Source organism: Mucilaginibacter sp. L3T2-6 (genome assembly GCF_030519355.1).
GTDB lineage: Bacteria > Bacteroidota > Bacteroidia > Sphingobacteriales > Sphingobacteriaceae > Mucilaginibacter.
On sequence record NZ_JAUMKC010000015.1, the window covers coordinates 1 to 23,393 of the forward strand.

Annotated in this window: 27 protein-coding genes; 9 read left to right on the plus strand and 18 right to left on the minus strand. The window is 44.2% G+C overall.

Going from position 1 to position 23,393, the window contains the following annotated elements:
• Positions 1-225: 225 nt before the first annotated feature.
• Complete coding sequence (locus Q3W13_RS16310) at positions 226-519, minus strand: putative quinol monooxygenase (RefSeq protein ID WP_302865523.1); 294 nt, start codon at positions 517-519, stop codon at positions 226-228.
• A 236-nt stretch (positions 520-755) separates the two neighbouring features.
• Here Q3W13_RS16310 and Q3W13_RS16315 point away from each other — a divergent pair, with 236 nt between their 5' ends.
• From Q3W13_RS16315 to Q3W13_RS16325, 3 genes are all read left to right on the plus strand, one after another.
• Complete coding sequence (locus tag Q3W13_RS16315) at positions 756-1,205, plus strand: VOC family protein (RefSeq protein ID WP_302865524.1); 450 nt, start codon at positions 756-758, stop codon at positions 1,203-1,205.
• A gap of 124 nt (positions 1,206-1,329) precedes the next feature.
• Positions 1,330-1,794, plus strand: a complete 465-nt coding sequence (locus Q3W13_RS16320) for a DoxX family protein (RefSeq protein ID WP_302865527.1) — start codon at positions 1,330-1,332, stop codon at positions 1,792-1,794.
• Between the two features lie 39 nt (positions 1,795-1,833).
• Positions 1,834-2,775: an alpha/beta hydrolase gene (locus Q3W13_RS16325; RefSeq protein ID WP_302865529.1), complete on the plus strand. Its 942-nt coding sequence runs from the start codon at positions 1,834-1,836 to the stop codon at positions 2,773-2,775.
• A gap of 87 nt (positions 2,776-2,862) precedes the next feature.
• Here the strand turns inward: Q3W13_RS16325 and Q3W13_RS16330 are convergent, their stop codons facing one another.
• From Q3W13_RS16330 to Q3W13_RS16380, 11 genes are all read right to left on the minus strand, one after another.
• Positions 2,863-3,420 carry a GNAT family N-acetyltransferase gene (locus Q3W13_RS16330; protein ID WP_302865530.1) on the minus strand — a complete coding sequence of 186 codons (558 nt, stop codon included), beginning with the start codon at positions 3,418-3,420 and terminating at the stop codon, positions 2,863-2,865.
• A 9-nt stretch (positions 3,421-3,429) separates the two neighbouring features.
• Complete coding sequence (locus Q3W13_RS16335; RefSeq protein WP_302865532.1) at positions 3,430-3,720, minus strand: zf-HC2 domain-containing protein; 291 nt, start codon at positions 3,718-3,720, stop codon at positions 3,430-3,432.
• Positions 3,721-4,323, minus strand: coding sequence for a sigma-70 family RNA polymerase sigma factor (locus tag Q3W13_RS16340; RefSeq protein WP_302865534.1), 603 nt, complete (start codon positions 4,321-4,323; stop codon positions 3,721-3,723). It abuts the gene before it with no gap.
• 129 nt (positions 4,324-4,452) lie between these two features.
• Positions 4,453-4,941, minus strand: a complete 489-nt coding sequence (locus tag Q3W13_RS16345; protein WP_302865536.1) for a GNAT family N-acetyltransferase — start codon at positions 4,939-4,941, stop codon at positions 4,453-4,455.
• An 8-nt stretch (positions 4,942-4,949) separates the two neighbouring features.
• Positions 4,950-5,375: a thioredoxin fold domain-containing protein gene (locus tag Q3W13_RS16350; protein WP_302865538.1), complete on the minus strand. Its 426-nt coding sequence runs from the start codon at positions 5,373-5,375 to the stop codon at positions 4,950-4,952.
• A complete protein-coding gene (locus tag Q3W13_RS16355) occupies positions 5,362-6,057 on the minus strand; it encodes a peroxiredoxin family protein (RefSeq protein ID WP_302865540.1) in 696 nt (231 codons plus the stop codon). Before Q3W13_RS16355 ends, Q3W13_RS16350 begins: the two co-directional genes overlap by 14 nt.
• A gap of 56 nt (positions 6,058-6,113) precedes the next feature.
• Positions 6,114-6,326, minus strand: a complete 213-nt coding sequence (locus tag Q3W13_RS16360) for a hypothetical protein (protein ID WP_302865542.1) — start codon at positions 6,324-6,326, stop codon at positions 6,114-6,116.
• A 58-nt stretch (positions 6,327-6,384) separates the two neighbouring features.
• Positions 6,385-7,317, minus strand: a complete 933-nt coding sequence (locus Q3W13_RS16365) for a spondin domain-containing protein (RefSeq protein ID WP_302865544.1) — start codon at positions 7,315-7,317, stop codon at positions 6,385-6,387.
• Positions 7,230-7,676 (minus strand): spondin domain-containing protein, encoded by a 447-nt coding sequence (locus tag Q3W13_RS16370; protein ID WP_302865546.1) that lies wholly within the window; start codon positions 7,674-7,676, stop codon positions 7,230-7,232. The genes Q3W13_RS16365 and Q3W13_RS16370 overlap by 88 nt, the downstream gene beginning before the upstream one ends.
• Before the next feature lie 330 nt (positions 7,677-8,006).
• Positions 8,007-9,035 carry a sialidase family protein gene (locus tag Q3W13_RS16375; RefSeq protein ID WP_302865547.1) on the minus strand — a complete coding sequence of 343 codons (1,029 nt, stop codon included), beginning with the start codon at positions 9,033-9,035 and terminating at the stop codon, positions 8,007-8,009.
• Positions 9,036-9,192: 157 nt separating this feature from the next.
• A complete protein-coding gene (locus Q3W13_RS16380) occupies positions 9,193-10,368 on the minus strand; it encodes a hypothetical protein (protein ID WP_302865549.1) in 1,176 nt (391 codons plus the stop codon).
• 375 nt (positions 10,369-10,743) lie between these two features.
• On the opposite strand from Q3W13_RS16380, the gene Q3W13_RS16385 reads away from it, so the two are divergent.
• Together Q3W13_RS16385 and Q3W13_RS16390 are read left to right on the plus strand one after the other, a co-directional pair.
• On the plus strand, positions 10,744-11,622 hold the full coding sequence (locus tag Q3W13_RS16385) for a DUF808 family protein (protein ID WP_302865551.1): 879 nt from the start codon (positions 10,744-10,746) through the stop codon (positions 11,620-11,622).
• Between the two features lie 36 nt (positions 11,623-11,658).
• The gene (locus Q3W13_RS16390) at positions 11,659-12,021 is read left to right on the plus strand and encodes a DUF2200 domain-containing protein (protein WP_302865552.1); all 363 of its coding nucleotides are present in this window, start codon (positions 11,659-11,661) and stop codon (positions 12,019-12,021) included.
• Positions 12,022-12,135: 114 nt separating this feature from the next.
• Here the strand turns inward: Q3W13_RS16390 and Q3W13_RS16395 are convergent, their stop codons facing one another.
• The 4 genes from Q3W13_RS16395 to Q3W13_RS16410 all read right to left on the minus strand — a co-directional run bounded on the left by Q3W13_RS16395 (position 12,136) and on the right by Q3W13_RS16410 (position 15,531).
• A complete protein-coding gene (locus tag Q3W13_RS16395; RefSeq protein WP_302865555.1) occupies positions 12,136-13,509 on the minus strand; it encodes a hypothetical protein in 1,374 nt (457 codons plus the stop codon).
• 100 nt (positions 13,510-13,609) lie between these two features.
• Positions 13,610-13,753 carry a hypothetical protein gene (locus Q3W13_RS16400; protein ID WP_302865558.1) on the minus strand — a complete coding sequence of 48 codons (144 nt, stop codon included), beginning with the start codon at positions 13,751-13,753 and terminating at the stop codon, positions 13,610-13,612.
• A gap of 127 nt (positions 13,754-13,880) precedes the next feature.
• Positions 13,881-14,354: a rhodanese-like domain-containing protein gene (locus tag Q3W13_RS16405; RefSeq protein WP_302865559.1), complete on the minus strand. Its 474-nt coding sequence runs from the start codon at positions 14,352-14,354 to the stop codon at positions 13,881-13,883.
• Positions 14,355-14,481: 127 nt separating this feature from the next.
• Positions 14,482-15,531 carry a hypothetical protein gene (locus tag Q3W13_RS16410; protein ID WP_302865561.1) on the minus strand — a complete coding sequence of 350 codons (1,050 nt, stop codon included), beginning with the start codon at positions 15,529-15,531 and terminating at the stop codon, positions 14,482-14,484.
• Positions 15,532-15,686: 155 nt separating this feature from the next.
• Here Q3W13_RS16410 and Q3W13_RS16415 point away from each other — a divergent pair, with 155 nt between their 5' ends.
• Positions 15,687-16,442, plus strand: a complete 756-nt coding sequence (locus Q3W13_RS16415; RefSeq protein WP_302865562.1) for a CHAD domain-containing protein — start codon at positions 15,687-15,689, stop codon at positions 16,440-16,442.
• Between the two features lie 270 nt (positions 16,443-16,712).
• On the plus strand, positions 16,713-18,437 hold the full coding sequence (locus tag Q3W13_RS16420) for a M28 family peptidase (RefSeq protein WP_302865565.1): 1,725 nt from the start codon (positions 16,713-16,715) through the stop codon (positions 18,435-18,437).
• A gap of 105 nt (positions 18,438-18,542) precedes the next feature.
• Here Q3W13_RS16420 and Q3W13_RS16425 read toward each other — a convergent pair whose 3' ends face one another.
• Positions 18,543-19,532, minus strand: a complete 990-nt coding sequence (locus Q3W13_RS16425) for a GlxA family transcriptional regulator (protein WP_302865566.1) — start codon at positions 19,530-19,532, stop codon at positions 18,543-18,545.
• Positions 19,533-19,644: 112 nt separating this feature from the next.
• The gene (locus tag Q3W13_RS16430; protein WP_302865567.1) at positions 19,645-21,186 is read right to left on the minus strand and encodes a VCBS repeat-containing protein; all 1,542 of its coding nucleotides are present in this window, start codon (positions 21,184-21,186) and stop codon (positions 19,645-19,647) included.
• Positions 21,187-21,426: 240 nt separating this feature from the next.
• On the opposite strand from Q3W13_RS16430, the gene Q3W13_RS16435 reads away from it, so the two are divergent.
• Both Q3W13_RS16435 and Q3W13_RS16440 read left to right on the plus strand, forming a co-directional pair.
• The gene (locus tag Q3W13_RS16435; RefSeq protein WP_302865569.1) at positions 21,427-22,029 is read left to right on the plus strand and encodes an RNA polymerase sigma-70 factor; all 603 of its coding nucleotides are present in this window, start codon (positions 21,427-21,429) and stop codon (positions 22,027-22,029) included.
• Between the two features lie 94 nt (positions 22,030-22,123).
• The gene (locus Q3W13_RS16440; RefSeq protein ID WP_302865572.1) at positions 22,124-23,203 is read left to right on the plus strand and encodes a FecR family protein; all 1,080 of its coding nucleotides are present in this window, start codon (positions 22,124-22,126) and stop codon (positions 23,201-23,203) included.
• Positions 23,204-23,393: the final 190 nt, after the last annotated feature.

Below are 23,393 nucleotides of genomic sequence, written 5' to 3' on the forward strand. Positions count from 1 at the left end.
AGAGTTCTTCATCCTTTGACTGTTTAAAGTTAAGACTTTTCGTCCTTTACACAGTCCGGTTTTTAGGAGGGGTTACAAATCGGCTTTGGCAGCCGGGGTAATTTCCATAACTAAACTAAAAATGTCAAAAATTAATACCGAGTGGATTCCACAGCCTGCGTTAATTAAACGCCTGCATAGCGGAATCCACGTTAAACAGTTAAATATACCGGGCAGTGCGGTTTGCTATTTCGAAGCCAGCAGCTCCACAGGTTCTATCACCGGGCCGGAGGCTAAAAGCCCGGGAGCATGAGCCAGCAAAGCCTCCGCTATAGGTCCTTTTAAATGCTGGCTGCGGCCTTCCTCGGTGTCAAAGGTGTCAAAAATCCCAAAAGTGTTTGGCCCGGCCTGATATGCGAACCAATTAATTGTAAATAGCTCCTGCAGCGCGAGCGGCAGCGCGCTTTTTAAAAATTCCGCCAGTTCTTCCTGTTTACCGGGTTTCGCTTCCAGGCGAACCAATAATCCAAATTTAACCATAATAAAGTGTTTTAGTTATTAGTCGGTCTAAGGCCCGTAAACTTACATCGGCTTTTTTTTCTTGTAAGGATTTATGCGGGGTAAAGACAAAGTTTTTTAAATCACAGGTATTACCGGCCCTAAAGGATTCATCTTTTAAGGAATCCAATTGGGAATATCCATAAAAATAAATGCGGCATAAATCAGTACTTCCTAATTTTAAAGCCGTTTAAAAAATAAATTACAACTGAAATATAATGATAAAAGGACTTTATGAAACCCACCTGTTTGTGGCCGATATTGATGTTTCGATTGCATTTTACAAGAATATGCCTGGCCTCGAGTTCTGCTATTACGAAAAAGAACGAAAGATAGCTTTCTTTTGGATAGGCAAACCGAAACAAGCTATGCTTGGCTTATGGGAAAAACCAAAAGAAAAAATAGATAAAAGGCACTTTGCATTCCGGTGTGATGCGGATGATATTTTATACAGTTCTGTGGATTTTTTAAAATCAAGGGGCATTAAACCTTATAATTTTCTGAACGACGGCAGTGAAACTCCAATGGTATTTGCATGGATGCCCGCCCTCGCTATTTATTTTGAAGATCCCGATGGGCATGAACTCGAGTTTATTGCTATTCTGGATGGCCCGTCGAGGCCTGAATTAGGGGTAATTTCTTATGACGACTGGAAAAAAATAGCGTAATAGGGTGAAAAAAGAGATTGTCTTACCTCGGGATATGAAGAATATCAAATTAAAATAAAATTATTGTAAGGATAACTAGCCATGACGACCAATTCAGTAAAATCCATTATTGAAATTAAAAATTATGACTGAGTTATCAAGAATTCCTGAGCAGAAAAAGTATGCCCTTTGGGGTCCTTTTTTCCTGCGGCTGATTATCGGTTACGGTTTTATGGCCCATGGTTTTGCAAAACTAAGCCGCGGGCCAGCCGGATTTGAAAAGCTGCTGACGCAATTAGACATTCCCTTGGCTCATTTCAGTTCCTGGCTGGTACCGCTAATCGAATTTTTTGGCGGACTAGCTGTATTGCTGGGTATATTTGTAGATATAACTGCTATTCCGCTTATAGCTACAATGCTTGTCGCCATGGTAAGTGTTCATTTAAAATATGGTTTCAGTTCGGTTAATACAATCGGCCTCACGCCGTCCGGCCCTCGTTTTGGGCCACCCGGATATGAAATTGATCTTTTATATATTGCGGGCCTTATTTCCCTGATGCTAACGGGGCCGGGGGCTTTTTCTTTACATCAGTTATTCAAAAAAAAGTAAGTAGTTGTACTAACTACCATAAAACCAATCATAAACTATATGCCTAAATACCATTCCATTGTTAAACACACCCTCATTATCCTGTTTATCACTATAGCAGCCAGCCAGTTGGCTGCACAGGTACCAAAAGTAGCTTACGGTACTATTCAACAGATCGAAAAGTTCCAGTCAAAATACGTTGACCCGCGAAATGTCGACGTTTGGTTGCCACCAGGCTATTCGGACGAAAAAAAATACGCAGTGTTGTATATGCACGACGGCCTGTCCCTCTTCGACAGCACCATCACGTGGAACAAACAGGAATGGGGTGTGGATGAAACCATGGGCAAATTACTGGCTGAAAAACGCATTGAAGATTGCATCGTAATAGGCATATGGAACAACGGCGCGAAAAGGCATCCGGAGTATTTTCCGCAAAAGCCTTTTTACAGCCTTACGCCCGAAGAACAGCAAAAAATACTAGCCATAGGCCGTGACAGAGGGACGCCTTTGCTCGGCGATGGCCCGCTGTCTGACAATTACCTGAAATTTATGGTAACAGAACTTAAGCCTTATATCGACAGCCATTTCAGCACCCTGCGCGACCGTTCTCATACGTTTGTCGCAGGATCGAGTATGGGAGGATTAATCTCGATGTACGCAATTTGCGAATATCCGGATGTGTTTGGGGGTGCGGCTTGTCTTTCTACCCACTGGCCGGGTACCTTTTCTGTAGACGACAAGCCGGTGTCCGATGCCTTTCTTGCTTATCTGAAAGCACATGTTCCATCTCACAAGAACCACAAAATATATTTCGACCATGGCACGGCTACCCTCGACGCTGAATATAAACCCTATCAATTGCAAGCCGATGCTATTATGAAGGCCGCCGGATACACCGGACGCAACTGGATCTCTCGTGAATATCAGGGAGCCGACCATTCGGAAAACTCCTGGCGCAAACGCCTTGATGTGCCATTAATATTTTTGTTAGGTAAATAATTACCGCTGATAACAGAAGGGTATTGAGCATATACTCTTCTATTCATCAATCCATTACAAAAAATTTTAATGAACTAAGGGTGCGGGTTACCGGGGAGTATTAAGCATGATATGCATTAGCAGGTCAGTTTGCGGATCGCCGGCTACCTGGTAATTGTGGGTAGCAAATTGTGTAAAGCCGTTACGTTCGTAAAATCTTATTGCCTTATGGTTATGCTCCCAAACAGCCAGCCACAACCGCGGGAACCCTTTGGATTTGGCCCTGTAAATGGCATATGTTAGTAAAGTTTTGCCTATGTGATGATGATGATATCCGGATAGGACGTAAATCCGCTCCAGTTCGGCAGCGGGATTATCCTGCAAGACTGCCCTGGCATCAGGATAATTGATTTTGATGTAACCGGCCGTAACACCATTAACCCTGGCAAAATAAAACGCAGTATTTACTTCAGTAAGTTCCTTTTCCAAACGATCGGCAGAAAAAGCCTCATTTGCATAGGCATAATATGCGTCGGGATCATTAAAAGCCTCAAAGAAAGTCTCGAAATAAGTTTGATTGCTGATTTGTACCAATTCATTCAAATCAGCTACCGTTACACGGTTGAGGCGTAAGTGCGAACGACATATTTCCAATAGATCTTCCATCTTCTGCATTTAAATACCACGGATAATCCTACCCTTAATCCGTTTTTTTATTTCATCTTTAAATGCGTCGTCAAGTCTTGGCTCTACCCGGGCGGCCTTAAATATTTTGCTCATTAGGCCGTTCATCAAAATACTTTGCTGCTCATACACCCGGCAGATGTAACAACCTGCCAAATGCAATTCCAGCTCCATCCTTTCGCGCGGAGTGAGTTCAACCTCGTGCTTCCTTTCAATAAGAAGTGTCGCTTTTCTGCAGTTGTAGAGAATTTTCTCCCTGCGTGTTTTTAATTGCTTGCTCATTCAGATCCAGTTTTTTTGTAAACATGAACGCAGGTTAACCTTTGCCCGGTGAATAATTACCCAATAATTTGATGCGCTTAAGCGGAGCGCTTTGCAAATATCTTCGGTTTTTTCATCGTCCATATGCTTCAGCCTGAAAACCGACATCCATAAAGAGGGCAACTTTTGCAGGCATTTTTGCAGTATGTCCATAAATTCCTTATCCTCAAGCGGATCGGTTCCTTTACAAACAAAGGGCTCAGGCCAATGCTCTTTTTTCCAGTTATTCAGTTCGGGGTCAAAAAAATCTTCGTCGTCGGCTGGCATGCCATACCCTTCTTTTGTTGTAAAAGCCCGGGCTTTTTTCCGGTAAACGTCTATCACTTTGTATTTTATAATTGCGGTAAGCCACGTTCGTTCCGAACTTTCACCCCTGAATGCTCCGGGTTTTTCCAGGGCCGCCAGGAAGGTCTCCTGCACCAGGTCACGGGCCAGTTCTTCATCGTTTATCCTCGAGTAGGCATAGCTGAAAAGAAAGTCGGAGTGCAGATCAACCCACTTCTCGGGGTCTGACTGATGTTTACCGGGGTTAACTGCTGTATCAACAATAGGTTCACTGTGCATAGGTCATTTTTATCTTAAATGAATATTTTGACCTTCGGTCGTAAACCGCACAGTTTACTTACAAAAATTAGCCTTTGGTTACTCTTTATGACAAGCCGTTAACAAATAGGTTATTTAGCGGCAAAATGATCATATCTCAGTTTTACCGTCCAGGCGCTTTTTCAGCATGGCCATATCCGTTAACTGCACACCATCTTCAAATATCGGCGCAGTGTAATAATCTATGAAAAAATCCTTTTTGACATCAAACAGCACAAAACCCGCCCGCCGGTAAAAATTCAGCTGCTTTTCAGCAATGGTTGGAGTGCCTACAATTATTTCTTTAAAGCCCTTTGCCTGTGCTTCTATGCCGGCATGATTCAACATGAATTTGCCTATCCCCTGGTTTTGGTAGTCGGGGTCGACTGCGATTGCTTTGATTTCCGCCATATATTCATCGACCGGAAAAAGCACATAAACGCCAACCAACTTACCGTCAGTTTCAGCCACATATATTTCTGATTGATGTATATACCGGTTGATGGCCTGCATTTCTTCGTCGGCCAGCAACAGCAGGCCGAAAGGCGCCGGCTCATTTGTTCTTAGCCGGCGCATAACCGGATAATTATTAAAGTTCACTTCAAGGATTATTTAATATTGGCCGCAGCAGCACCCAGGTCTTTGGCATCTGTAAACCCTTCCAGCCGTTTAATCAGTTCGCCATCCGAATTGATAAAAAGCAGAGTGGGGTAAGCTGTTACCTGGTAATGATCAGCAAACGCTACGCCGCCGTTTTTTTCAACGTCTACCGCCACATTAATATAGCGGGCATTAAACCTGGCTGCAATAGTGCGGTCGGTAAACGTTTTTTGCCGCATTTCCTGGCATGGCGCACACCAGGTAGTAAAAGCATCAACAAAAATTGGTTTATGCGTTTTTTTTGAAAGCGCCAAAACGCTTTTCCAGTCTTTGTCAATAAACCGTATATGTGGCAGCGGCTTCTCCCTACCCTGTGCTGCAGCGTGGCTAATCCATAGCACGACGGCCAGCAACATCAATTTAATTGCCTTCATTAGTCTTGCCTGCGTTGTCGTCTTTAATAGCTTTGGCAACAGATTGGAGCAGCTTTGGACTAATACGCTGTTTGAAATCAGGGTTAATGTATTCGTACCGGATAGTTCCTTTCTGGTCAAGTATAAATACAGATGGCACCGGCAGTAACCTGTCGGTATTTTTGCCTCCTGAACTTGCAACAAGCAACTGGTCGTAATCTTTTGGCGCTTTAAAAGCCAGGCCAAATTGTTTGGTAATATTCAAATCAGCATCAGATAGCAGGGTGTATGACAATTGATGTTTTCCGATGCTTTTGTTCAGGTTTTCGGGGCTGTCGGTACTGATCGCAATAATCTGGTACCCCAGTTTAACCAGGTCTTGCTGAATTCCCTGCAGGCCTGCCAGTTCTTTATTGCAAAAAGGGCACCAGCCGCCGCGGTAAAAAACAAGGATGGTTGGCTTTTGAGCCACATGGTCGTTCAGGTCGAACAGTTTGCCATCTGCTGCCGGAATTTTTACCGCAGGGATTTGCTCGCCTGTTAGTAATGGGCTAACATCTGCAGGCTGTGCAGCCCAATGCTGCATAACGGTAGTGTCGTTTAATAAAGCCGGTTTAGCTGCAGCATTACTCTGCGCAGCAGAAAAAATCGCCGCGCTTACTATCGATAAGCCGGTAAATATTTTTGTGATGTAAGATTTCATTTTAAACTGAGATGCTTTGGTTTAGCGGGCGGATGGGCATCCGCCCGCTATGGGTTTTACATTTTCGAAGTGTCTTTTTTCATTTTCGACATTTTGCCCATTTTCTTGTCGCCTTTTTTGTGGTCCATTTTTGACATCTTCGACATTTTTGACATCTTCGAAGTGTCTTTGTCCATTTTGGCCATTTTTTGCTGCGCATTTGTGCTTACAGCTAAAAAGAGAACCGCAGCCGCGGCCATACAAATTGTTTTTAAACCTGTTGTTTTCATGTTTTGGTTGTTATAATTTATCCCTTAGTAGGGGCAAGCTCTTATTCCTTACAAATTATTATTTCAAGGTTATTTTTATGATCGCGGTGATATCGGGCAGGGTAGTAAAGGCATTCGGATTCGGAACCGCAGCTATCGGCTTACTCTCTTTTAACGGGGTGCCCGCAAGGTTAAACTGGGTAACCCCTGCTCCCGGGAACTGGTTAATTGCCGTACCGTCATCAAACAATTTAACGCCTGCTGAAATATCGCCCTTTTGGGTGGCATCCACGCCGTTGTCAGCAAGCGCAAAGAACCAATCGTTCGAGAAGCCGTACATAGTAGCAACAGCGATACGGTCGCCCTGGCTAACTGTTAATTGCTGTGAAACGATCCCTCCTTTTTGATTGCCGATCTGCGGCAGCAGCACCCTGGTAGTTGGGGCAGGTAACACATACACAGCCTTGATGCCTGGCTTGCCTTTTAAATAAGCAGCCAATGTATCGGCATTGCCTTTTTGGGCAAGCGGCGTAAGCCCTTTTCCGGCGTCAAGCTGTCCATTTTTGAAAATAGGATTGTCAATGCCATTATATACCACCACCAGTACAGGCGACAGCGGGGTAAAAATACCTGTGATGGATTTTACGTAGTTGCTGAGCATCGTGTTGTCGCCGACCTCGGCAATATTGGTTAAACCATTGGCCGTAGGTTGCCCCGTTTTATATAGCGGATTATCAGCAAGCAGGCTGCCCCCGACAATGTAGGATACGCTCCATACCCCGGGGCTCAGCGGCGTTTCGTTAGCAGTGCCGCCCGAAATATTTTTTAGTGTAAGCGTAAAGGTAGAATTGCCATTATAGGCCAAAGTGGCCTTAACCAGTTGGGAAGCGGGCAGGTAAGTATTGCCCTGGGCATCTGTTCCGTTCACTTCACTGATGTTCTTGGTTTCCGCCGTTCCGGGATGGGTAACGGTTGCGCCCGTTTCTGGTTTACGCGGGTACCATTGTCCCATAACTTAATTTGTGCCGAAACATCCCCCTCGACAGGGTTGCCGTTATTATCGTAAACTTGAATGCCTGGATTGTCCGGCGCGAAGAAGAGATCGTTAGAGGCGCCATACATGGTAGCGAATGATAAGGCCTCCCCTTTAGCTGCTGAAAAGGTAATGGTGGTTGATTCGCCCGGCCTGATTAAAGCCGGCGTACCCGTGCCCTGAAAGGTGCCCGACTCTACCAGTGGCTGTGATTTAAGTACATTTTCAACCGTGATGGTAGTTTGCTGGCTTACCACGCCATCTTTTTTACATGCCGCCAATACAAACGGCAATAACGCCGCAAGCGAAATTGGCTTCCAATTTTTAAGTTGTTTCATCGTGTATGATTTTTTAGCTTTTAGTCGCCAGCAGCAAAACCGGCTTACACTACTAACTAATAAAAAATCAACCATGACAATAGGGTGACAAAAGCCTCCGAGTCTAAAAATAAATTTAATTTACTGGAGCAGAAGCTCCATTTGATTAACACACGATAAATAAAAAAGGGCAATAATGCTAATTGCCCCTGTGTTAATTAAACTGGCTAATGCGAAAAGGAAATTTTACCAAAAATACGGCCTGGGGTGTGTTCAGAGAATGGACTATGATGTTTTCCTTCGATTTGTTGCCTTAAGTTTCTTATTGCCGCGGTACTATGTCCCTGTGCATCACAGTTTCCGAATATAAAATCCATGGTCAGTTGCCAGAAAAAGTTTACCGTTAAGCTCGGCTATGCCGTTCAAAAGGATTTTAGATAAAAAATCGTTTTTTATTGCCCAGGACGAACCAACGGGTGCTGCCTTGTCTCTTTGCTGGGTCCAGCCGCCGTTTACGGTATTTATCAGTACATAATAGTTTAATGAGCCGGTGTATAACTTTTCATTACTAATAACCATGGAGATGCTGCTCAGTAAGTCCAGGGCATCATATATCCAGTCCATGCCCAAGTTCTCACTGCGAAGGATTTTTCCTTCCGTACCTATTCCGATTATAGCGCCGTTGTCAACGACCATATCCAGTATGTAAGTGCCATGTTTCGGTAATGAAGATTCAATCCATTGCCTGGCATCGAAACTATAGCGATAAAAAGTACTGTTGACACCTGCCGCCGCCACCAGTGTATTGTCTATCCTAGTTATTTTAAAAACATGGTACGATGTAAACGGCCGCGGCAAATTATAACTAAACGATTCCCATTTGTTTGAAGACTGGTTTAAAACAAATACACCATCCCCATCGCTGGCTGCGTATAATTTATTATTCAGTTCGGCAAATGATGAAACACTGTTTTCGAACAAGCTTGCGTTGCTATTTTCCCAATTCACACCACCGTCGTTACTACTGAATATGCCGTTGCCACCAGCGCTACCTATATAAATGCAATTATTAAAAACTTTAATAGCGGTAATATCTGCCGCTCCGGGGGCTGCCACCTTTACAGATTTCCAGGTCGCACCTTCATCTTTGCTGATATATAATGTATTTCCGCTTCCAGCATAAATGGTATTATTTACTACCTCGACTGCACTTACATTCCAATTTGCGGTATTCAAATGGGTCCATTTATCTGTCGGAACAGGCACAGATACACGAGGTTGCGGATTTTCATTTTTATTCTTGTGACATGAAGATAGACCATAAAACACAAATGCGGCCAGCAAGCAAATACATATCGTTTCTGATAATTTTGTTCTCATAAAGCGTAAAATACTTTTTACTGCATCACGATGAGAACAAAGCTCTGGTTGCCCGGAATAGTAAACTTACACTACGATGACGTGGCAAGGTTATCTCGGTCTGCTTCCAAGGGACAATATGACACCGGGTACTGGAATAATTCAAACAAAGAATAACTCAGCCCTGTTTTTCCGGGATTTTGAAGCCAAGATAGGTTCCCGCGGTTATGCCCTGCAATGTCAGCAAAGTTGCCGGGAAATCAGGCATGGTAAGCGTTGCCCAGGCAGTGTACAGAAAAACGAAGCCCAACACTGCTGTAAAAGTTACCATCTGCAGCCGGTGAAAGCTAACGCCATTTTCGTCGGTTAATATGTCGTTAAAAAAGCTATCCTTACCTGCCTTCAAACCATCTATCAGGTGGTTGATGTCGGAGGTAAGCTGGCCATCCAGGAAATCGTTATATAGGATCTTTTCCTGTACGCCAGCTGCCGGTAACGAAGCTGACAACAAGGCGGTAGCCTGCCGCAGTTCTGACTGCTGTGCCTGCAGGGCCTGGATTTTTTTTATGGTTCCCTCTGATTTATTGTTAGTGATACTTACCGCACCAAGCCCGGTGGCTGCGCCTATGCCAATAAGAGCCAGCGTACCGGTGGTGATCAGGTCGTAATTGTCGGTTATCAGCCAGATAAAAATAAAGGAGGCCAGCACAATGGAAAACCAAAACGCCATCTGTACCTTGCCAAGACTGTAAGGCGCGTTACCGGCGCTCAATCCCGGGATGCCCAGGGGCGTGAGGTCAGCGGGCGCATCGCGGAGCATCGGCGTCTTTTTTGCATACCTGAACAGTATCCAAAAATAGAAGGCCAGCACTACCATGCATCCCCAAAACCATCCCTGATCAATGCGAATAAACTGAAAGGCATTCACTTTGGTAGGCTGTGCACTTTGCCCCGTAACACCGATGCTGATGCTTAAAGGCAAACGGTGAAACTGGCTGCCAAACTCCGGGTAACCAAGCAGCATATTCCATGTTTTGTTATTATCCTGGTTGCGCTGGAGCAGAAATTTAAGATCAGCGCCGTCGCCGTGGATATACCAGCCAAGGGGCACAGTTCCTTCTACCTCGATGTCGTTAATGAAAAGCCGTACTTTTTTAATATCAGTTTGCGGGTTCAGCAGGCCGGTTATGTGAGCCACTTTTACACAAAGTATGTCGCTTATTGCCGCAGACTTTACCTTCGGGTAACCATCCAGGTAGGCGTCAACTACGGTATCGGGTTTTGCGCCCGGAATTTGGGCCATTAAATTTAAACTGAATAACGCTGCAACAAGGCTAAGGATAAACTTTTTCATGATAAGGTTTATTGAGTACATGCCGCCTGTCTAATTGCGGCATTTAAATATAGGGAATCATTTTAAAAAACAAGCAGGTAATAAACAGTGAAATTGTATTTAAACTTTATCACAGTTCTTATAGCGGTGAGTTAAAACATGTCCTCCTGACGCAAGGCGGTGCACTAAGCTGATATATATAACAAATAATCCTGAAGCTGAATCCATAATCAAAGCCCTGCAAGGCCGCCAATCTATCAGCGACTGGCATCCGCCCGTCGTAATGAAGATTGCATTTATCTCTGCCAAACAATGCGTCGGACGTCTTATTTCCCACTCTTGATTCGCTTTTAACCACAATTAATTTATATTTTACGGCCGTACAACATAACTACTATGGCATCAGGTTTTTTTGCGGTTCTGGACGATATAGGCGCTTTGATGGACGACGTGGCGGTGACCGCAAAAGTTGCGTCAGGCAAAACCGCAGGCATATTAGGCGACGATTTGGCCGTGAACGCCGAAAAAGCTACCGGTTTCCTGTCGTCGCGCGAATTGCCTGTGTTATGGGCTATTACCAAAGGCTCGCTGTTAAATAAATTGATCATCGTCCCCATTGCTTTGATTCTAAATGCGTTTTTTCCGGCAGCCATTAAAATTGTTTTAACCCTGGGCGGATTTTACCTTGCGTATGAAGGCGTGGAAAAAATAACGGAATATTTTTTTCATCATCACAAAACAGGCCATAAGGCTGCTGAGGAAGTAGAGCAAAGCCCCGCTGCCGCGGAAAAGAAAAAAGTAAAAGCGGCGATACTTACCGATTTTATCCTTTCTATCGAGATAGTGATTATTGCACTGGGAACCGTGCTGGATAAGAGTTTGCCAATCCAAATCATAACCGTCGCAATTGTCGCCTTCCTGGCTACTATTGGCGTTTATGGCGTAGTAGCTCTCATCGTCAGGATGGACGATGCCGGCTACGCATTAATTAAGCGCGCTAACAACAAAGGCTTTTTTTCATCCCTGGGCGCACTGCTGGTTAAATCGCTGCCCGTGGTGATAAAGGTTTTGGGCGTTGCCGGTACCATTGCGCTGATCCTGGTTTCCGGCGGCATCTTTATACACAATATTGAATATTTACATCATATATTTCCGGCATTGCCATCAGTTTTGAAAGATGCAGCAGCTGGGTTGATTGCGGGTTTGGTTTCAGTTGGGGCGGTAAATGGCGTTAAGAAAATGTTTTGGAAGAAGAAGTCGCAGCAAAAGAAATGAACCAGGCTACAGGTTTTAAATTTTGTATTTTTGAATATGAACACCACCAGCCAGCACGACGAAAAAATAGCAAAAATGACCTTTGCCTCGGTCTATCCGCATTACGTTGCGAAAGTTGAAAAAAAAGGCAGGACCAAGTCCGAATTACATCAGGTGATCACCTGGCTTACCGGCTTTGACAATGAAAAGCTGCAAGAACTGATCGACCAAAAAGCAACTTTTGAAACATTTTTCGGGCAGGCCACCATCAATCCCAACGTACACCTGATAACGGGCCTGATCTGCGGCTACCGCGTGGAAGAGATTGAAAACCCGCTTACGCAACAGGTGCGGTATTTGGATAAGCTGGTGGATGAGCTTGCGAAAGGGAAAAAGATGGAAAAAGTGTTGAGGGGATGATATGATAAATTAAAGTATAGGATTCATAGCAGCCGTTAACCGGACGATTATTGAACCAGAAATCCGGAGACCTCAGAGCCTCCGGATTTCGTATTTAATGATTCACTATTGTGGTTACTTCCAATCAACCCATGCGCTCTGTGCGGCCCAATTACTTGTGCCAAATGCGCCCCGATACATTATTTTTGTAAAAAAGCCGTTTGAAAAATCTGCGCCTGTAAAGTCCGCTCCGGATGCAGCAGGCGACCCATCGGCGAGGGTTAGATCCGGGGCGTCGGCGGCGTACATTGTTTTTAGCTTAAAGTCAGCATCTGTATTTAGTACCGTATTCTTATTGGTGGAATTGGTTTGAAAAATCGTCATCTCCGGGTCGGGCACTGCGATTACTGCGCCCTGGTCCCATGCAAATGTGCGGGCTGCCGTATCAGACTGAACCAGATTGCTTCTAAACTCGGCATCGTCATCAGCAAGTATCACGGGCCTCGTCCTCGGGCATGTCATAAAAGCACCTTCGGAATATTCTGCTATTATTGAATTTCGGATGGCCAGCCGGGTTCCTTTACGCATATATACCCCCATATTAATATTCGTTTTTGTTGCATCAATACCCTGCGGACCAATAATAGTCATGTTAGAAACAACCGGACGTGTTAACGGTGTATTGGATGTCGGGACTTCATCGTTGTAGCTTTCAAAGCCGTTAGCACGAACTGCTTGCGACGAAGCATGGGTGCGATAGCCTAACAGGAACTGGAGATATCCCTGGTAGCCAAGGTCGAAGTCGAAATCATCATCGCCGCAGTTATAGCTTAATAAGTGCGTGGCGTTAACAGTGCCGCCAACGAATTGAAAGCTGTCGTCATTGGAGTACTTCACCATAACATTGTCAATTTTGGTCCCTGAACCGACGCTAGCCATAACCAATCCACTAACTTTATCCACTTTCCACTCATCCTCGGCCGGTGGGTTGATACCGCCCGTATATTCCAATCTGAGATAAGTAATCGTCCCCGAATTGTCAGCTGGATCACTTCCGCCATACTTTGTGTCGTCAGAAGCGGTCAGGCCCATGGCATTACCCGTGCCGGTATTGGTGGGCGCTTTACCTAATAGTACAATGGCGCCCCAATCGCCGGGAGCGGGTGATGCAGACGCCGAAGTAAATACCACGGGTTTAGCTGCTGTGCCATTAATAAATAATTTGGCTCCCCGGGTAATTACCAGCACGGACTTTTCCGCGGGAGCATCATTTTTCTGTACGAATACAGTTACGCCGGCCGGTATGGTAAGCTTTGCATTACCTTTTACAAATACCTGCCCTTTAAGAAAATAGTTTTTGTTGCCATCCAATGTACGGTCGGCGGTGATCGCTCCCTGCAATGTATCGACCTTCCGTTGATCATTACCGTTATTTCCGGAAATATTATCCTTTTTACAGGCGGCAAAAAAGGTCAAAGCCATTAAATAGAGTAAATAGGTTTTTTTCATAAATATCTGAATTTGAAGAATAACCGGCAGAAGTATAAAAAGTTCTTAAAAGTTAAAAAAATATACGATAAGTTTATTAAACAAATCCGGCAATCCTGCGTTAACTCCGCGCCTGATCTGCAACTACAGGCTTTGCGGCTACAAAGATTTCTTTTGCCAGCGGGTATTTATGAGTGATATCGGCCATGGTGCGGCCTGGAAGCAGTGCTTCAGAAAGCAAACCACGGAAGAATTGACGCGGCATTTGTGCTTACGGCTGTGCGGCACGCGGTCGAACTACAACCTGTGCAAAAACGCTTTAGAATCAAATCAATGCGGCACGAGTTAAAAATACATCCCGTTGGTTATCAAGGAATAACGCTTTTAGCAATTTAGTTTTTAGCCAAAGGGTATCCCTTGGCAATCCAATTGGTATGCAGGTTAGTAGGGAGATTCAGAACCCGTATTTGTGTGAAACCACTTTTTTTCAACTCAAGGTATGCAGGTTGTATATTGGGACATTTGGTGAAGGGGCAGCAGCCGCAATAAATTACTATTGGCTTTTCTTTTGACAGGCCTTCAAGGGTTTTTTTCAGCTTTATCATATTTTCCGTTTCATTAACAGCACCAATATGAATAGCGCCGGGCAGATCTTCAACCGCACCGATATTAAGAATTGTAATTTTAGCGGTTCCGGATTTTATAGCAGCGGCAAGATTTGCAGGCTCCATCAACTCTGCTTCCTTCCATGGATATTTCAATCCGGACACTGCTGTAGCAAGAGGTGTTACCTGCGCTATGCCTTTATCTATTCCTGCAGCTACAAAGAAAACCAATAAGCTTATCGTCAAAAATCTGTTTTTCATTTCCTGGCTAAATAAAGTGTGCTAATATAAGTATTGTTTAGTAACAGTATAACCAGATAGCTAAAGCCGCCGGGAAAGATGCTAAAGCCTTCACCGGTCTGAAATTTGAAGTGATACATTGTATCGTTCATCTGATGACTATTTTACGGATAAGTGTGTTGTCATCGGTAACGTAAATATTACCAATTATGTCTACAGCTACGTCACGCGGGCCTGCAAAGGTAGCAGTGTTGCCAGGGCCGTCGTTCGATCCAAATTCGCCACTGCCTGCTATTGTAGTGACTAAGCCTTGCTGGGTAACCTTGCGTATCTTATAATTGCTGCGATCTGCCACGTATATATTACCAAAGAAATCTAAGCCTAAACCCGTAGGATGGTTAAATGAAGCTGCAGCCCCCCGGCCATCGGCTGCACCCTGGGCGCCGCTTCCTGCGAGCGTGCTGACTATTCCTCCCCGGTTAATCTTGCGGATCAGGTTATTATATGTATCTGCCACATATACATTCCCAATAGCATCTACTGCTACATCGTATGGCGAGCTAAAAGTGGCTTCAGCGGCTTTACCATCGGCCGAACCGCCTGCGCCACTTCCTGCCACCGTTGTTACTATACCATCGGGGCTTATTTTACGAATCCGGTTATTATCCAGATCTGCAACGTACAGATTGCCGAAGGCATCCAGGGCCACCCCTCTTGGCTTATAAAACTTAGCGCTAGCTGCTGGTCCATCGGCAAACCCCTGAACACCGCTACCTGCAAAAGTTGTTACCTCGCCGGCCGGGCTCACCTTTCGGATCCTGCTATATTGACTGTCGGCTATATATAATGTCCCGGAATCATCTATTGCTATGCCGGCCGGGTACCAAAAGAAAACGCCCCTGCCGTCCATGTTTATCGGCCCGTTGTTAACGATGGTTGTGACTTCAGCCTTTGGACTTATCTTACGGATATTGCCGGTCCAGTCGTCAGTTACATATAAGTTGCCGGCGGCATCTGCCGTTATTCCCTCCGGGCTGTAAAACCTGGCTGAGGTACCGGTTCCGTCGGTTGTTCCCACAGTAGCACCGCCGGCAAACGTGCTTACCGTTACAGTTGTGGGTTTGTGGAAGTCCTTCATACAGGAGGTGCTGCTTAAAAGCAAAGCGACTCCCAAAATAAAAGTTGATTGAGTTTTCATGGCGGAGTGATTTAATAATGAGATAAACCAGTTGAGTACAAACTTAACTTAGTACCTCTCCGGCCTCAAATGACGGTCGTTACTAAATTGCATGATTTTGATTATTGCATGTTACTCATCTCCAAACAATTCCCTTTCCTGCCACTTTACTATTAATGCAGCAAAAACATTTAAAAAAAGCCGCAACCAAAAACATCCGATCGGCAAAACGCGCACTGTTGTCCTTCATTAAAAAGGGTGACCAGGAAAAGCTGCACCGGTTTCGTACCTCGGTAAAAAAGTTGCGTGCATTGGCGCAAATGGCCGGACAGGCATCAAGGGGTGCCCGGTTACTGCGTAGCTTAAAGCCCATTCGCAAGATATATAAGCCGGGCGGCAAAATAAGAGATTGCTATCAACACCTGGAACTCGGCAAACAGGAACAAGCCGGCCCGGGCTACCTTGCAGACCAGGAAAATCAGATGGAAAAAGCCATTGTACTTTTTTGTCGCGATAAGAAAAAACATTTAAAACGTATCCGCCGGTCCAAAAAGTCGTTGCTGAAAAAACTAAGACCGGTAAAAGACATTAAATTAACTTTGTTTTATGAACAAGAGCTGCGCGCGGTGGCAGAAGTGTTTAACAATAACCCGAACGACGAAGAGCTGCATACCGGGCGCAAACGGATAAAAGTACTGTTATATAACCTGCCATTGGTAAGGCATATATTAAACATGCCGGTAAGCGAGGACTATTTAGACGAAGTGCAAACCGCCATTGGCAACTGGCACGACCTGCTGCTGGCCGGAGAAATTTTTCCGGTATTGCAGAAAAAAGCCCAAACGCTGCGGGATCAGTTGCGGTACCAGACAAATGATTTTTATGACCGGGCTACGGGGCCGGTTGCAGCAGCGCATCAGCAAGCCGATTAAAACTTCTAAAAATAGTCTGCAATAACAAAACACCAATTTCAATTTAATTTATTGATTATCAATTATTTAATTAATACCTCATGAAATTTCTAAAGGTTTACAGGTGCAACCATATCTGCAACCATTAAAACACTGATTTTCAGTAACATATCTCCAAAAGTTATCAAAAAACTGTAAACCATCTGTCAACCTTTATAAGGTACCTGCTGTACTCATTCACCACTTCATAATCCCAACAAAAAGCCCTTACTTTACCGCAAGAAACAAAACATGCTAAAAAATATACTTTCCGCTACATTGATACTTTGTGCCGGCCTTGCCTGTGCACAAAAACCCTCAAATACTGTCGACAGCTATTATCCGCTTTTAAGAAAAACGTTTAACGAGAATAATGCTTTTAAAACCGTTGCTTTTGTGGAGCAGCGCTGGCGTGTGCCGGGCAATGCTGGTTTTAACCAAAGCATATATGAGGTAGAAAAAATTTTGCAGGCGGCGGGGTTTAAAAAAGAGGTAAAGGGCGAAGCGGACGGCCCCCTAACCTACCGGCTGGAAACGCGCGAACTGCGCCAGCCGGCATGGGATCCGATAAACGCCGAAGTGACGATAGAGGGCGAGTCACAACCTTTATTGAAATTTGCAACCAACCGCAATATGCTGGCTATGAACTCCGGCAGCACACCTGCGGGCGGTGTTACCGCTGAAGTTGTATATGTTGACAGGAGCGAGCTTAAAAACCTATCTCCCGAAAAGGTAAAAGGCAAGATTGTGTTCGCTGAAACATCAACCGGCCAGGTTTATTCGGCAGCAGTAAAGAATGGCGCTTTGGGTGCATTTGGTTATAATATGCCGGCTTACACGCAGCCGGAAAAAAATGTAAATTCCATACAATTCGGCGGAATTAGGAACGACGATACGCTGAGTCATAATTTCGGTATACTGCTATCGTACCAGGCAAAGGAACGGCTGAAAGCCGCCCTTGCAAAGGGGCCGGTTAAGGTGCATGTGATAACCGAATCGAAAATGTACGCCTCAAAGGAACTAACGCTGGTTGCCAACGCCCGCGGCGCAGCAAAACCCGGCGAGCGCTTTGTATTCAGCGCACACGTACAGGAGCCCGGGGCAAATGATAATGCCAGCGGCGTGGGCACGCTGGCTGAAATGGCACGCGTAACCGCAGAGCTGATCAACCAGAAAAAATTTACACCGGAGCGCACCATCACCTTTCTGTGGGGTGTAGAAATCAGTTCGACGGCAAGATATATCAAGGAAAACGCTGAACGCGCCAAGGGCATATTATGGGGCATGAGCCTGGACATGGTAGGCGAAGACACAAAAAAAACAGGTGGTACCTTCCTGATCGAAAAAATGCCCGATCCGTCCGCCATCTGGACACGCGGCGAGGACAAGCATACTGAATGGGGCGGCCGTGCTCTATCAGAAAAAGATATGTTCCCGCATTATTTTAATGACCTGGTGCTGGACCGTTGCAAACAACAGGGAAAAGAAAATGGCTGGGTTGTAAAAAGCAATCCTTTTGAGGGCGGTAGCGACCATACGCCATTCCTGCAAGCGAAAATACCCGGACTGCTAATGTGGCATTTTACCGATGTATTTTACCATACCGACGCCGACCGGCTGGATAAGGTGTCTCCCTGGGAAATGAAAAACTGCGGCGTAAGCGCTTTGGCTACAGCTTATACCCTAACCGCCGCTAACGAAGCCACCACCCTGGCGCTGGTTACTGAACTGCAAAAAGATGCTACTGACCGGCTGCAAGCTGAATATCAATTGGGACTGCAAGCTATAAAGGGCGGCTCTCCGGCGGCTGACGAAAGGCATAAAATTGACGTTTGGGCGAAATGGTATGTGGATGCGATTGATAAGATGACGGATATCAATGTGAATGGCGAAACAACCCAAATACGCGGCAAAATAGCAGCGGCTCAAAAAACGGTGAGCGAATTGAATAAGAAATTAGACGAGGGACTGAAATAAGCCTGATCAGAATCGCAAAAGCCGTTTTTGGGGAAAAGAAACGGCTTTTATGCTGATTCGCGCACCTGCATACTTAATTTCCAGCTTCCCAAATCATGCGTATCGCTAATTTGCCGCCTCTTTATTATACCTGCTCCGATATTCCAGCGGCGACATCCCGGTAATTTTACGGAAAACTTCACGGAAGGCTTTCTGGTCGGAGTATCCAACTTCATACATTACCTCGTTAATGGTTTTCCGGCTCACCTCCAGTTCTTTTTTGGCCAGCTCTACCTTTACCCGCTGCGCATATTCCAGGGGCGTATTTCCGGTGGCCTTGATAAATCTTCTGTCGAAATTACGCCTGCCAATGGCAAATTTTGAGGAAAGTTGCTCAACCGAGATCCTTTCGCTCAGCGAGCTTTCTATATATTTCTGCGCGTCCTCCACCATTTTATCGCCATGAAGTTTCTGCCCCGTAAAAATGGAAAAGGCAGACTGGCTGTTCCGGTCCATTTCAATTTGCAGGTTTTTGGAACAGAAGATGGCTGTTTCGCGATCATAATACTTCTCTACCAGGTAGATCATCAAATTGAGGAAGGAAAACCCCCCTCCATTTGTACAGATACCATTTTCGTCGGTTATCAGCTTATCGGTCATCAGGTTTACTTTTGGAAACTGCCGTCTGAAATCATCTGCATGCGCCCAGTGAGTGGAACAGCTCTTTCCATCGAGCAGCCCGGATGCGGCCAGCATAAATGCGCCGGAGCAAATGCTCACAACCACAGCACCTTGTTTGTATTGCATTGTTACCCATTCAATTAAGGCATTATCTTCCGGCGATGCCTGGCTAAAGTCTGTATCCATGGATGGCACGATAACAAGGTCTGTTTTGGATATTTCCGAGATATTACGTTGCGGACGTACAGTGAACATGCCGCCGTAAATATCTTCAGCCCCCAGGGTTCCGGCCAGTTCTATTGAGAACAGATCTGTTTCGCCGTTTTTCCGGCGATAGGCATTGGCGGTAATGAACGTCTCAAAAGCTGCGGTTATGCAGGCCAGGGTGCTGTAGCCGCTGCGCTTTGCCGGGTAAACGATGGTTGCATGTTTCATATCTATTGTTTGCACAAAGGTAAGCTTAAAGCTTTGTCTAAATCAACCCGCAAAAATGTCTATTTAGCACCCCATATTATACGAAACCTGCCGTTAACACTGGCATGCGCTGTCATCTTCCAGGGTTATAAAGCTGATTCTTGAAGATGATTATCCCGTATTTTGCAGCCTTCCATTTCCCGTCGAGGTTAGGGGGCACAGCGCCGGGGCTTTGCGCAAAGTTGCCGGCAATGATATCAGTATCCCCATCCCCGTCAATATCAGCTTTTTCCAGGGTGAGCGTTTTTAGGGGGACATCGCTTTTTAGCGTGTAAGGCTTAAAACTAAACTTAGTTTCATCCTTATTCTCAAGATAGATAAACGATTCATCAACCAGCCTGGTAAAATCAGGAAAAAATGAGCTGACGGCAAAATCAATATCACCATCCTTGTCAAAGTCTTCGGCTACCACCCTTGTAGCGCCATATATGGGGTAAAAGAATTTTTCTTTGAATGTCCCCGCACCCTGGTTGATGTTTATCCGTATGCCGTGATAGGCTTTCAATATGTTCGAATAATCGGCATTGTCGCCATGCACGGTTATAATGTCCATTAGTCCATCGTGGTTATAGTCCACCAGCGCCATATCTGTAGTGCCATAATTGGGCGGAAAGCGCAGCACCCTTTTTGCCTTGAAGTCCAGGTCACCGTTCTGATAAAAGATGTAAACACTCTCGTCGCCCTGCGAAAACATGGCTAATATGTCTTTTTTACCATCACCATCCATGTCTCTGATAAAGCATTTAATCGCTCCGGGAAGCTTCAATAAAACCTGCTCGGTGTACTTGCCTGATTTGTTTTTCTTATACAGCGACAATGTCCCTATTTTATTGCCGAAGTTGCACATTACTATTTCCGGAGTGTTATCATTGTTCAAATCTTCTATTTCGGCATGTACAGGGCGGTGCAATGGGGTAAGCAATGGCGAAACGATGGTATCGTTATACCTGGCATAATCACCGATGCTTAGTTCTGTAGGATAAAGCTTCCCAATTTCGGTAAAATAAGTACTGCAGTGATAAAAATTAAAATCGACAACGGGACTGTTGGCTTTGATGGTTTTGGTTACGCCTGTATTATATTTCCAGGTAAATACCTGGTTAAAAAAATTGCCTATCCATAAGGTATTAGTTTCGTAATTATATTTCAGGCCGGTAATTAACGAAGGGCCTTCAGCTTCAACCTGTATATCCTCCCTTACGAATTGGGTTAACGGACTGTCGCGCTTTAGCCGCGTACTGTCCAGGCAAACACTGTCAGGTGCATTGGCCAGGATGTACTGCACCAGTTTTTTCCATTTATCCTCCTCCAGTACCGGGCCGTCAAAAATGATATTATTTTTTTTTACTATGTCTTTTTCCTCCTGCGAAAGGCCACTGAATGGGTCATAGTTAGGATAAATAATCCCCATCCTGGCGGCCATAATGGGTAATACATGGTTTTTCCAGATGCTTTTTGTAAGGCTGGCCGGCTCCGGCAGCATATGGCAACTGGAGCAGTAAGCTGTAAATAACTTCTTTCCCTCATCATCCTGTTTCCCGCTTTTCTGTATAAATGAATTCAGGCTGATAAATGTTATCAATATAAAAAGGCTGCTCAGCAGAAACGGTCTCACACCACTAAACGAGTTATTCCTGATCCTCATATTTCTACTGAATGTACACAACAGACTTTACAATTTGTTGATTTTATTTTTTAATTGTAACTTTTACACTAAATTTAAATAAAAGAACTTAGTTTGCAATATTATTTTTCTTATGCGGATGAACATAAGTTTATTAATGATATTAAAAAATATTTGATTTAACGGCAAAGTTCTTACATTGCATATAATTCTACTAATAACTGACACGTATTGAAAATTGAAACAGCAACAATTCCCAGCCTGTGGAATCGGGTTTGTTCAGATAGCGATATTAAAGCTTTTGAACAGCTGTTTTATGTTATGAATACAAGGCTGATTAAATTCAGCGTATTTTATATCAGGCAAAAAGAAGCCGCGGAAGAAATCGTGGCCGATGTTCTTGTAAAGTGCTGGGAGAACAGGCAGAACCTTTTGGAAATAGCCAACCCCGAAACCTACCTTTTTGTTGCAGTAAAAAATCAGTCTTTCAATTACCTTAAAAAATATTCAAATATCCACCTGGTACAAGTGGAAGAATCTGATGAAGTTGAATTTATCAATACGTTCAATCCTGAAAAGGAACTTGAACGAAAAGAATTAAACTTTTTGCTGGATAAGGCAATCGACTCGTTACCTCAGCAGGCCTGCATCGTCTTTAAATTAATAAAAGAAGACGGGATGAAATATAAAGAGGTAGCTGAAATCCTGAACATCTCTCCACGCACCGTTCAGACACAGTTATTCAGGGCCATTAAAAAATTAAGCATTATTTTGTCTGCCCATCAAACGTCTTCGAAGCAGCCAATCAGGGAGCCTTCCCCTTTCGAATTATAAATTTCTGCGACTTTCAAAAAAAATTTAAAAAGCTTGTAGGCATTTTTAAAAAAACTATTGTCCTCACTATATCCGCAAGGATTATTGGAATTGAATGGTAACAGACAGATTTATTGAACTGCTTGCACAAAAGCTATCCGGCGAGATAGATATGGAAGAACAGGAAGAGCTTAACCGGCTGCTAAATGATGCGGAATGCCGCAGTCAATATAATTTGTTGAAAGACTATTGGGTGCCCGACCAGGTACAACATTCCAACGCTAAACTGCTGTTTGATAAAGTAAAAAGTAAGATAAATTATTCTGAAGACGAGGAGAAAAATCCTGGCGAAAAGAAACACAGGGGGATCAGAAGGCTCATTTTTATTTGTGCAATCGCTGCTGTAATACTGGCATTTCTGTTTGTTGCTGTATTTTTTTACACTTCGCGGTATAGTTTTAAACCAATAAAAAATACGGTGTTAGAACTTACAACAACCCCAAGCCGTGAAAAGTCCAAAATTTATTTGACAGATGGAACTGTAGTCACACTTAATTCAGAAACAACTCTAAAATATCCGCCGGCGTTTTCGGGGCAAACCCGGGAAGTATATTTAAGCGGCGAAGCGTTCTTTGAAGTAGCAAAAGACCATGAGCATCCGTTTATAGTACATGCAGGCAAAATGAGTATTAAAGTGCTGGGCACCGCTTTTAATGTTAAATCGTACCAAAATGACATTACCAGCGAAACAACGTTAATAAGGGGCGCAATTGAGGTGACGCTTTCAGACAGGCCTTCAGATAAGATTATACTTAAGCCAAACGACAAATTTGTTTTAAAAACCAATACCCGGAGACAGCAGGGAACTAAGCGACAGACAATTGAAGCGCATGACAATTTAAAACAGAGTTACAAATTATCCAACGCCACCTATTTTAAATCAAACGATACCACTGTGGTGGAAACTTCATGGATCAATAACAAACTCGTGTTTAAGGATGAAGACTTTGCCGAGCTGGCCAATAAAATGGAACGCTGGTATGGCGTGAAAATAAAGTTTAAAACCGAGACTGTAAAAGACTATCGCTTTACCGGGATTTTTGAAAGGGAAAGTCTTGACCAGGCCCTTTCGGCCTTACAAATGATAGAACCTTTTTCCTACAAGGAGAAAAATCGTAATGTAAATATTTATTAACCAACTAACTTAATTAACTCAAAAAAATGAATCAGCCTATGAAACAATGAAATTACTCAACCAAACAAAAACGGGAATCACCAACAGGCAATCCCCGTTAAAAAGACGATGACCAGTAAACAATTGTGATAGTCTCTCGAACAGACTGTCACGTTTAATCAACCACCTTTAATTAAGTAAAAATATGAAA

Bases quoted from the DNA above. Each gene is read 5' to 3' on its own strand.
- Q3W13_RS16355 (WP_302865540.1), bottom strand. From the start codon at position 6,057: ATGAAATCTTACATCACAAAAATATTTACCGGCTTATCGATAGTAAGC.
- Q3W13_RS16415 (WP_302865562.1), top strand. From the start codon at position 15,687: ATGCAGCAAAAACATTTAAAAAAAGCCGCAACCAAAAACATCCGATCG.
- Q3W13_RS16310 (WP_302865523.1), bottom strand. From the start codon at position 519: ATGGTTAAATTTGGATTATTGGTTCGCCTGGAAGCGAAACCCGGTAAA.
- Q3W13_RS16320 (WP_302865527.1), top strand. From the start codon at position 1,330: ATGACTGAGTTATCAAGAATTCCTGAGCAGAAAAAGTATGCCCTTTGG.
- Q3W13_RS16440 (WP_302865572.1), top strand. From the start codon at position 22,124: ATGGTAACAGACAGATTTATTGAACTGCTTGCACAAAAGCTATCCGGC.
- Q3W13_RS16420 (WP_302865565.1), top strand. From the start codon at position 16,713: ATGCTAAAAAATATACTTTCCGCTACATTGATACTTTGTGCCGGCCTT.
- Q3W13_RS16350 (WP_302865538.1), bottom strand. From the start codon at position 5,375: ATGAAGGCAATTAAATTGATGTTGCTGGCCGTCGTGCTATGGATTAGC.
- Q3W13_RS16335 (WP_302865532.1), bottom strand. From the start codon at position 3,720: ATGAGCAAGCAATTAAAAACACGCAGGGAGAAAATTCTCTACAACTGC.
- Q3W13_RS16360 (WP_302865542.1), bottom strand. From the start codon at position 6,326: ATGAAAACAACAGGTTTAAAAACAATTTGTATGGCCGCGGCTGCGGTT.
- Q3W13_RS16405 (WP_302865559.1), bottom strand. From the start codon at position 14,354: ATGAAAAACAGATTTTTGACGATAAGCTTATTGGTTTTCTTTGTAGCT.
- Q3W13_RS16410 (WP_302865561.1), bottom strand. From the start codon at position 15,531: ATGAAAACTCAATCAACTTTTATTTTGGGAGTCGCTTTGCTTTTAAGC.
- Q3W13_RS16400 (WP_302865558.1), bottom strand. From the start codon at position 13,753: ATGCCGCGTCAATTCTTCCGTGGTTTGCTTTCTGAAGCACTGCTTCCA.
- Q3W13_RS16380 (WP_302865549.1), bottom strand. From the start codon at position 10,368: ATGAAAAAGTTTATCCTTAGCCTTGTTGCAGCGTTATTCAGTTTAAAT.
- Q3W13_RS16385 (WP_302865551.1), top strand. From the start codon at position 10,744: ATGGCATCAGGTTTTTTTGCGGTTCTGGACGATATAGGCGCTTTGATG.
- Q3W13_RS16370 (WP_302865546.1), bottom strand. From the start codon at position 7,676: ATGAAACAACTTAAAAATTGGAAGCCAATTTCGCTTGCGGCGTTATTG.
- Q3W13_RS16325 (WP_302865529.1), top strand. From the start codon at position 1,834: ATGCCTAAATACCATTCCATTGTTAAACACACCCTCATTATCCTGTTT.
- Q3W13_RS16390 (WP_302865552.1), top strand. From the start codon at position 11,659: ATGAACACCACCAGCCAGCACGACGAAAAAATAGCAAAAATGACCTTT.
- Q3W13_RS16340 (WP_302865534.1), bottom strand. From the start codon at position 4,323: ATGCACAGTGAACCTATTGTTGATACAGCAGTTAACCCCGGTAAACAT.
- Q3W13_RS16395 (WP_302865555.1), bottom strand. From the start codon at position 13,509: ATGAAAAAAACCTATTTACTCTATTTAATGGCTTTGACCTTTTTTGCC.
- Q3W13_RS16315 (WP_302865524.1), top strand. From the start codon at position 756: ATGATAAAAGGACTTTATGAAACCCACCTGTTTGTGGCCGATATTGAT.
- Q3W13_RS16365 (WP_302865544.1), bottom strand. From the start codon at position 7,317: ATGGGACAATGGTACCCGCGTAAACCAGAAACGGGCGCAACCGTTACC.
- Q3W13_RS16330 (WP_302865530.1), bottom strand. From the start codon at position 3,420: ATGGAAGATCTATTGGAAATATGTCGTTCGCACTTACGCCTCAACCGT.
- Q3W13_RS16425 (WP_302865566.1), bottom strand. From the start codon at position 19,532: ATGAAACATGCAACCATCGTTTACCCGGCAAAGCGCAGCGGCTACAGC.
- Q3W13_RS16375 (WP_302865547.1), bottom strand. From the start codon at position 9,035: ATGAGAACAAAATTATCAGAAACGATATGTATTTGCTTGCTGGCCGCA.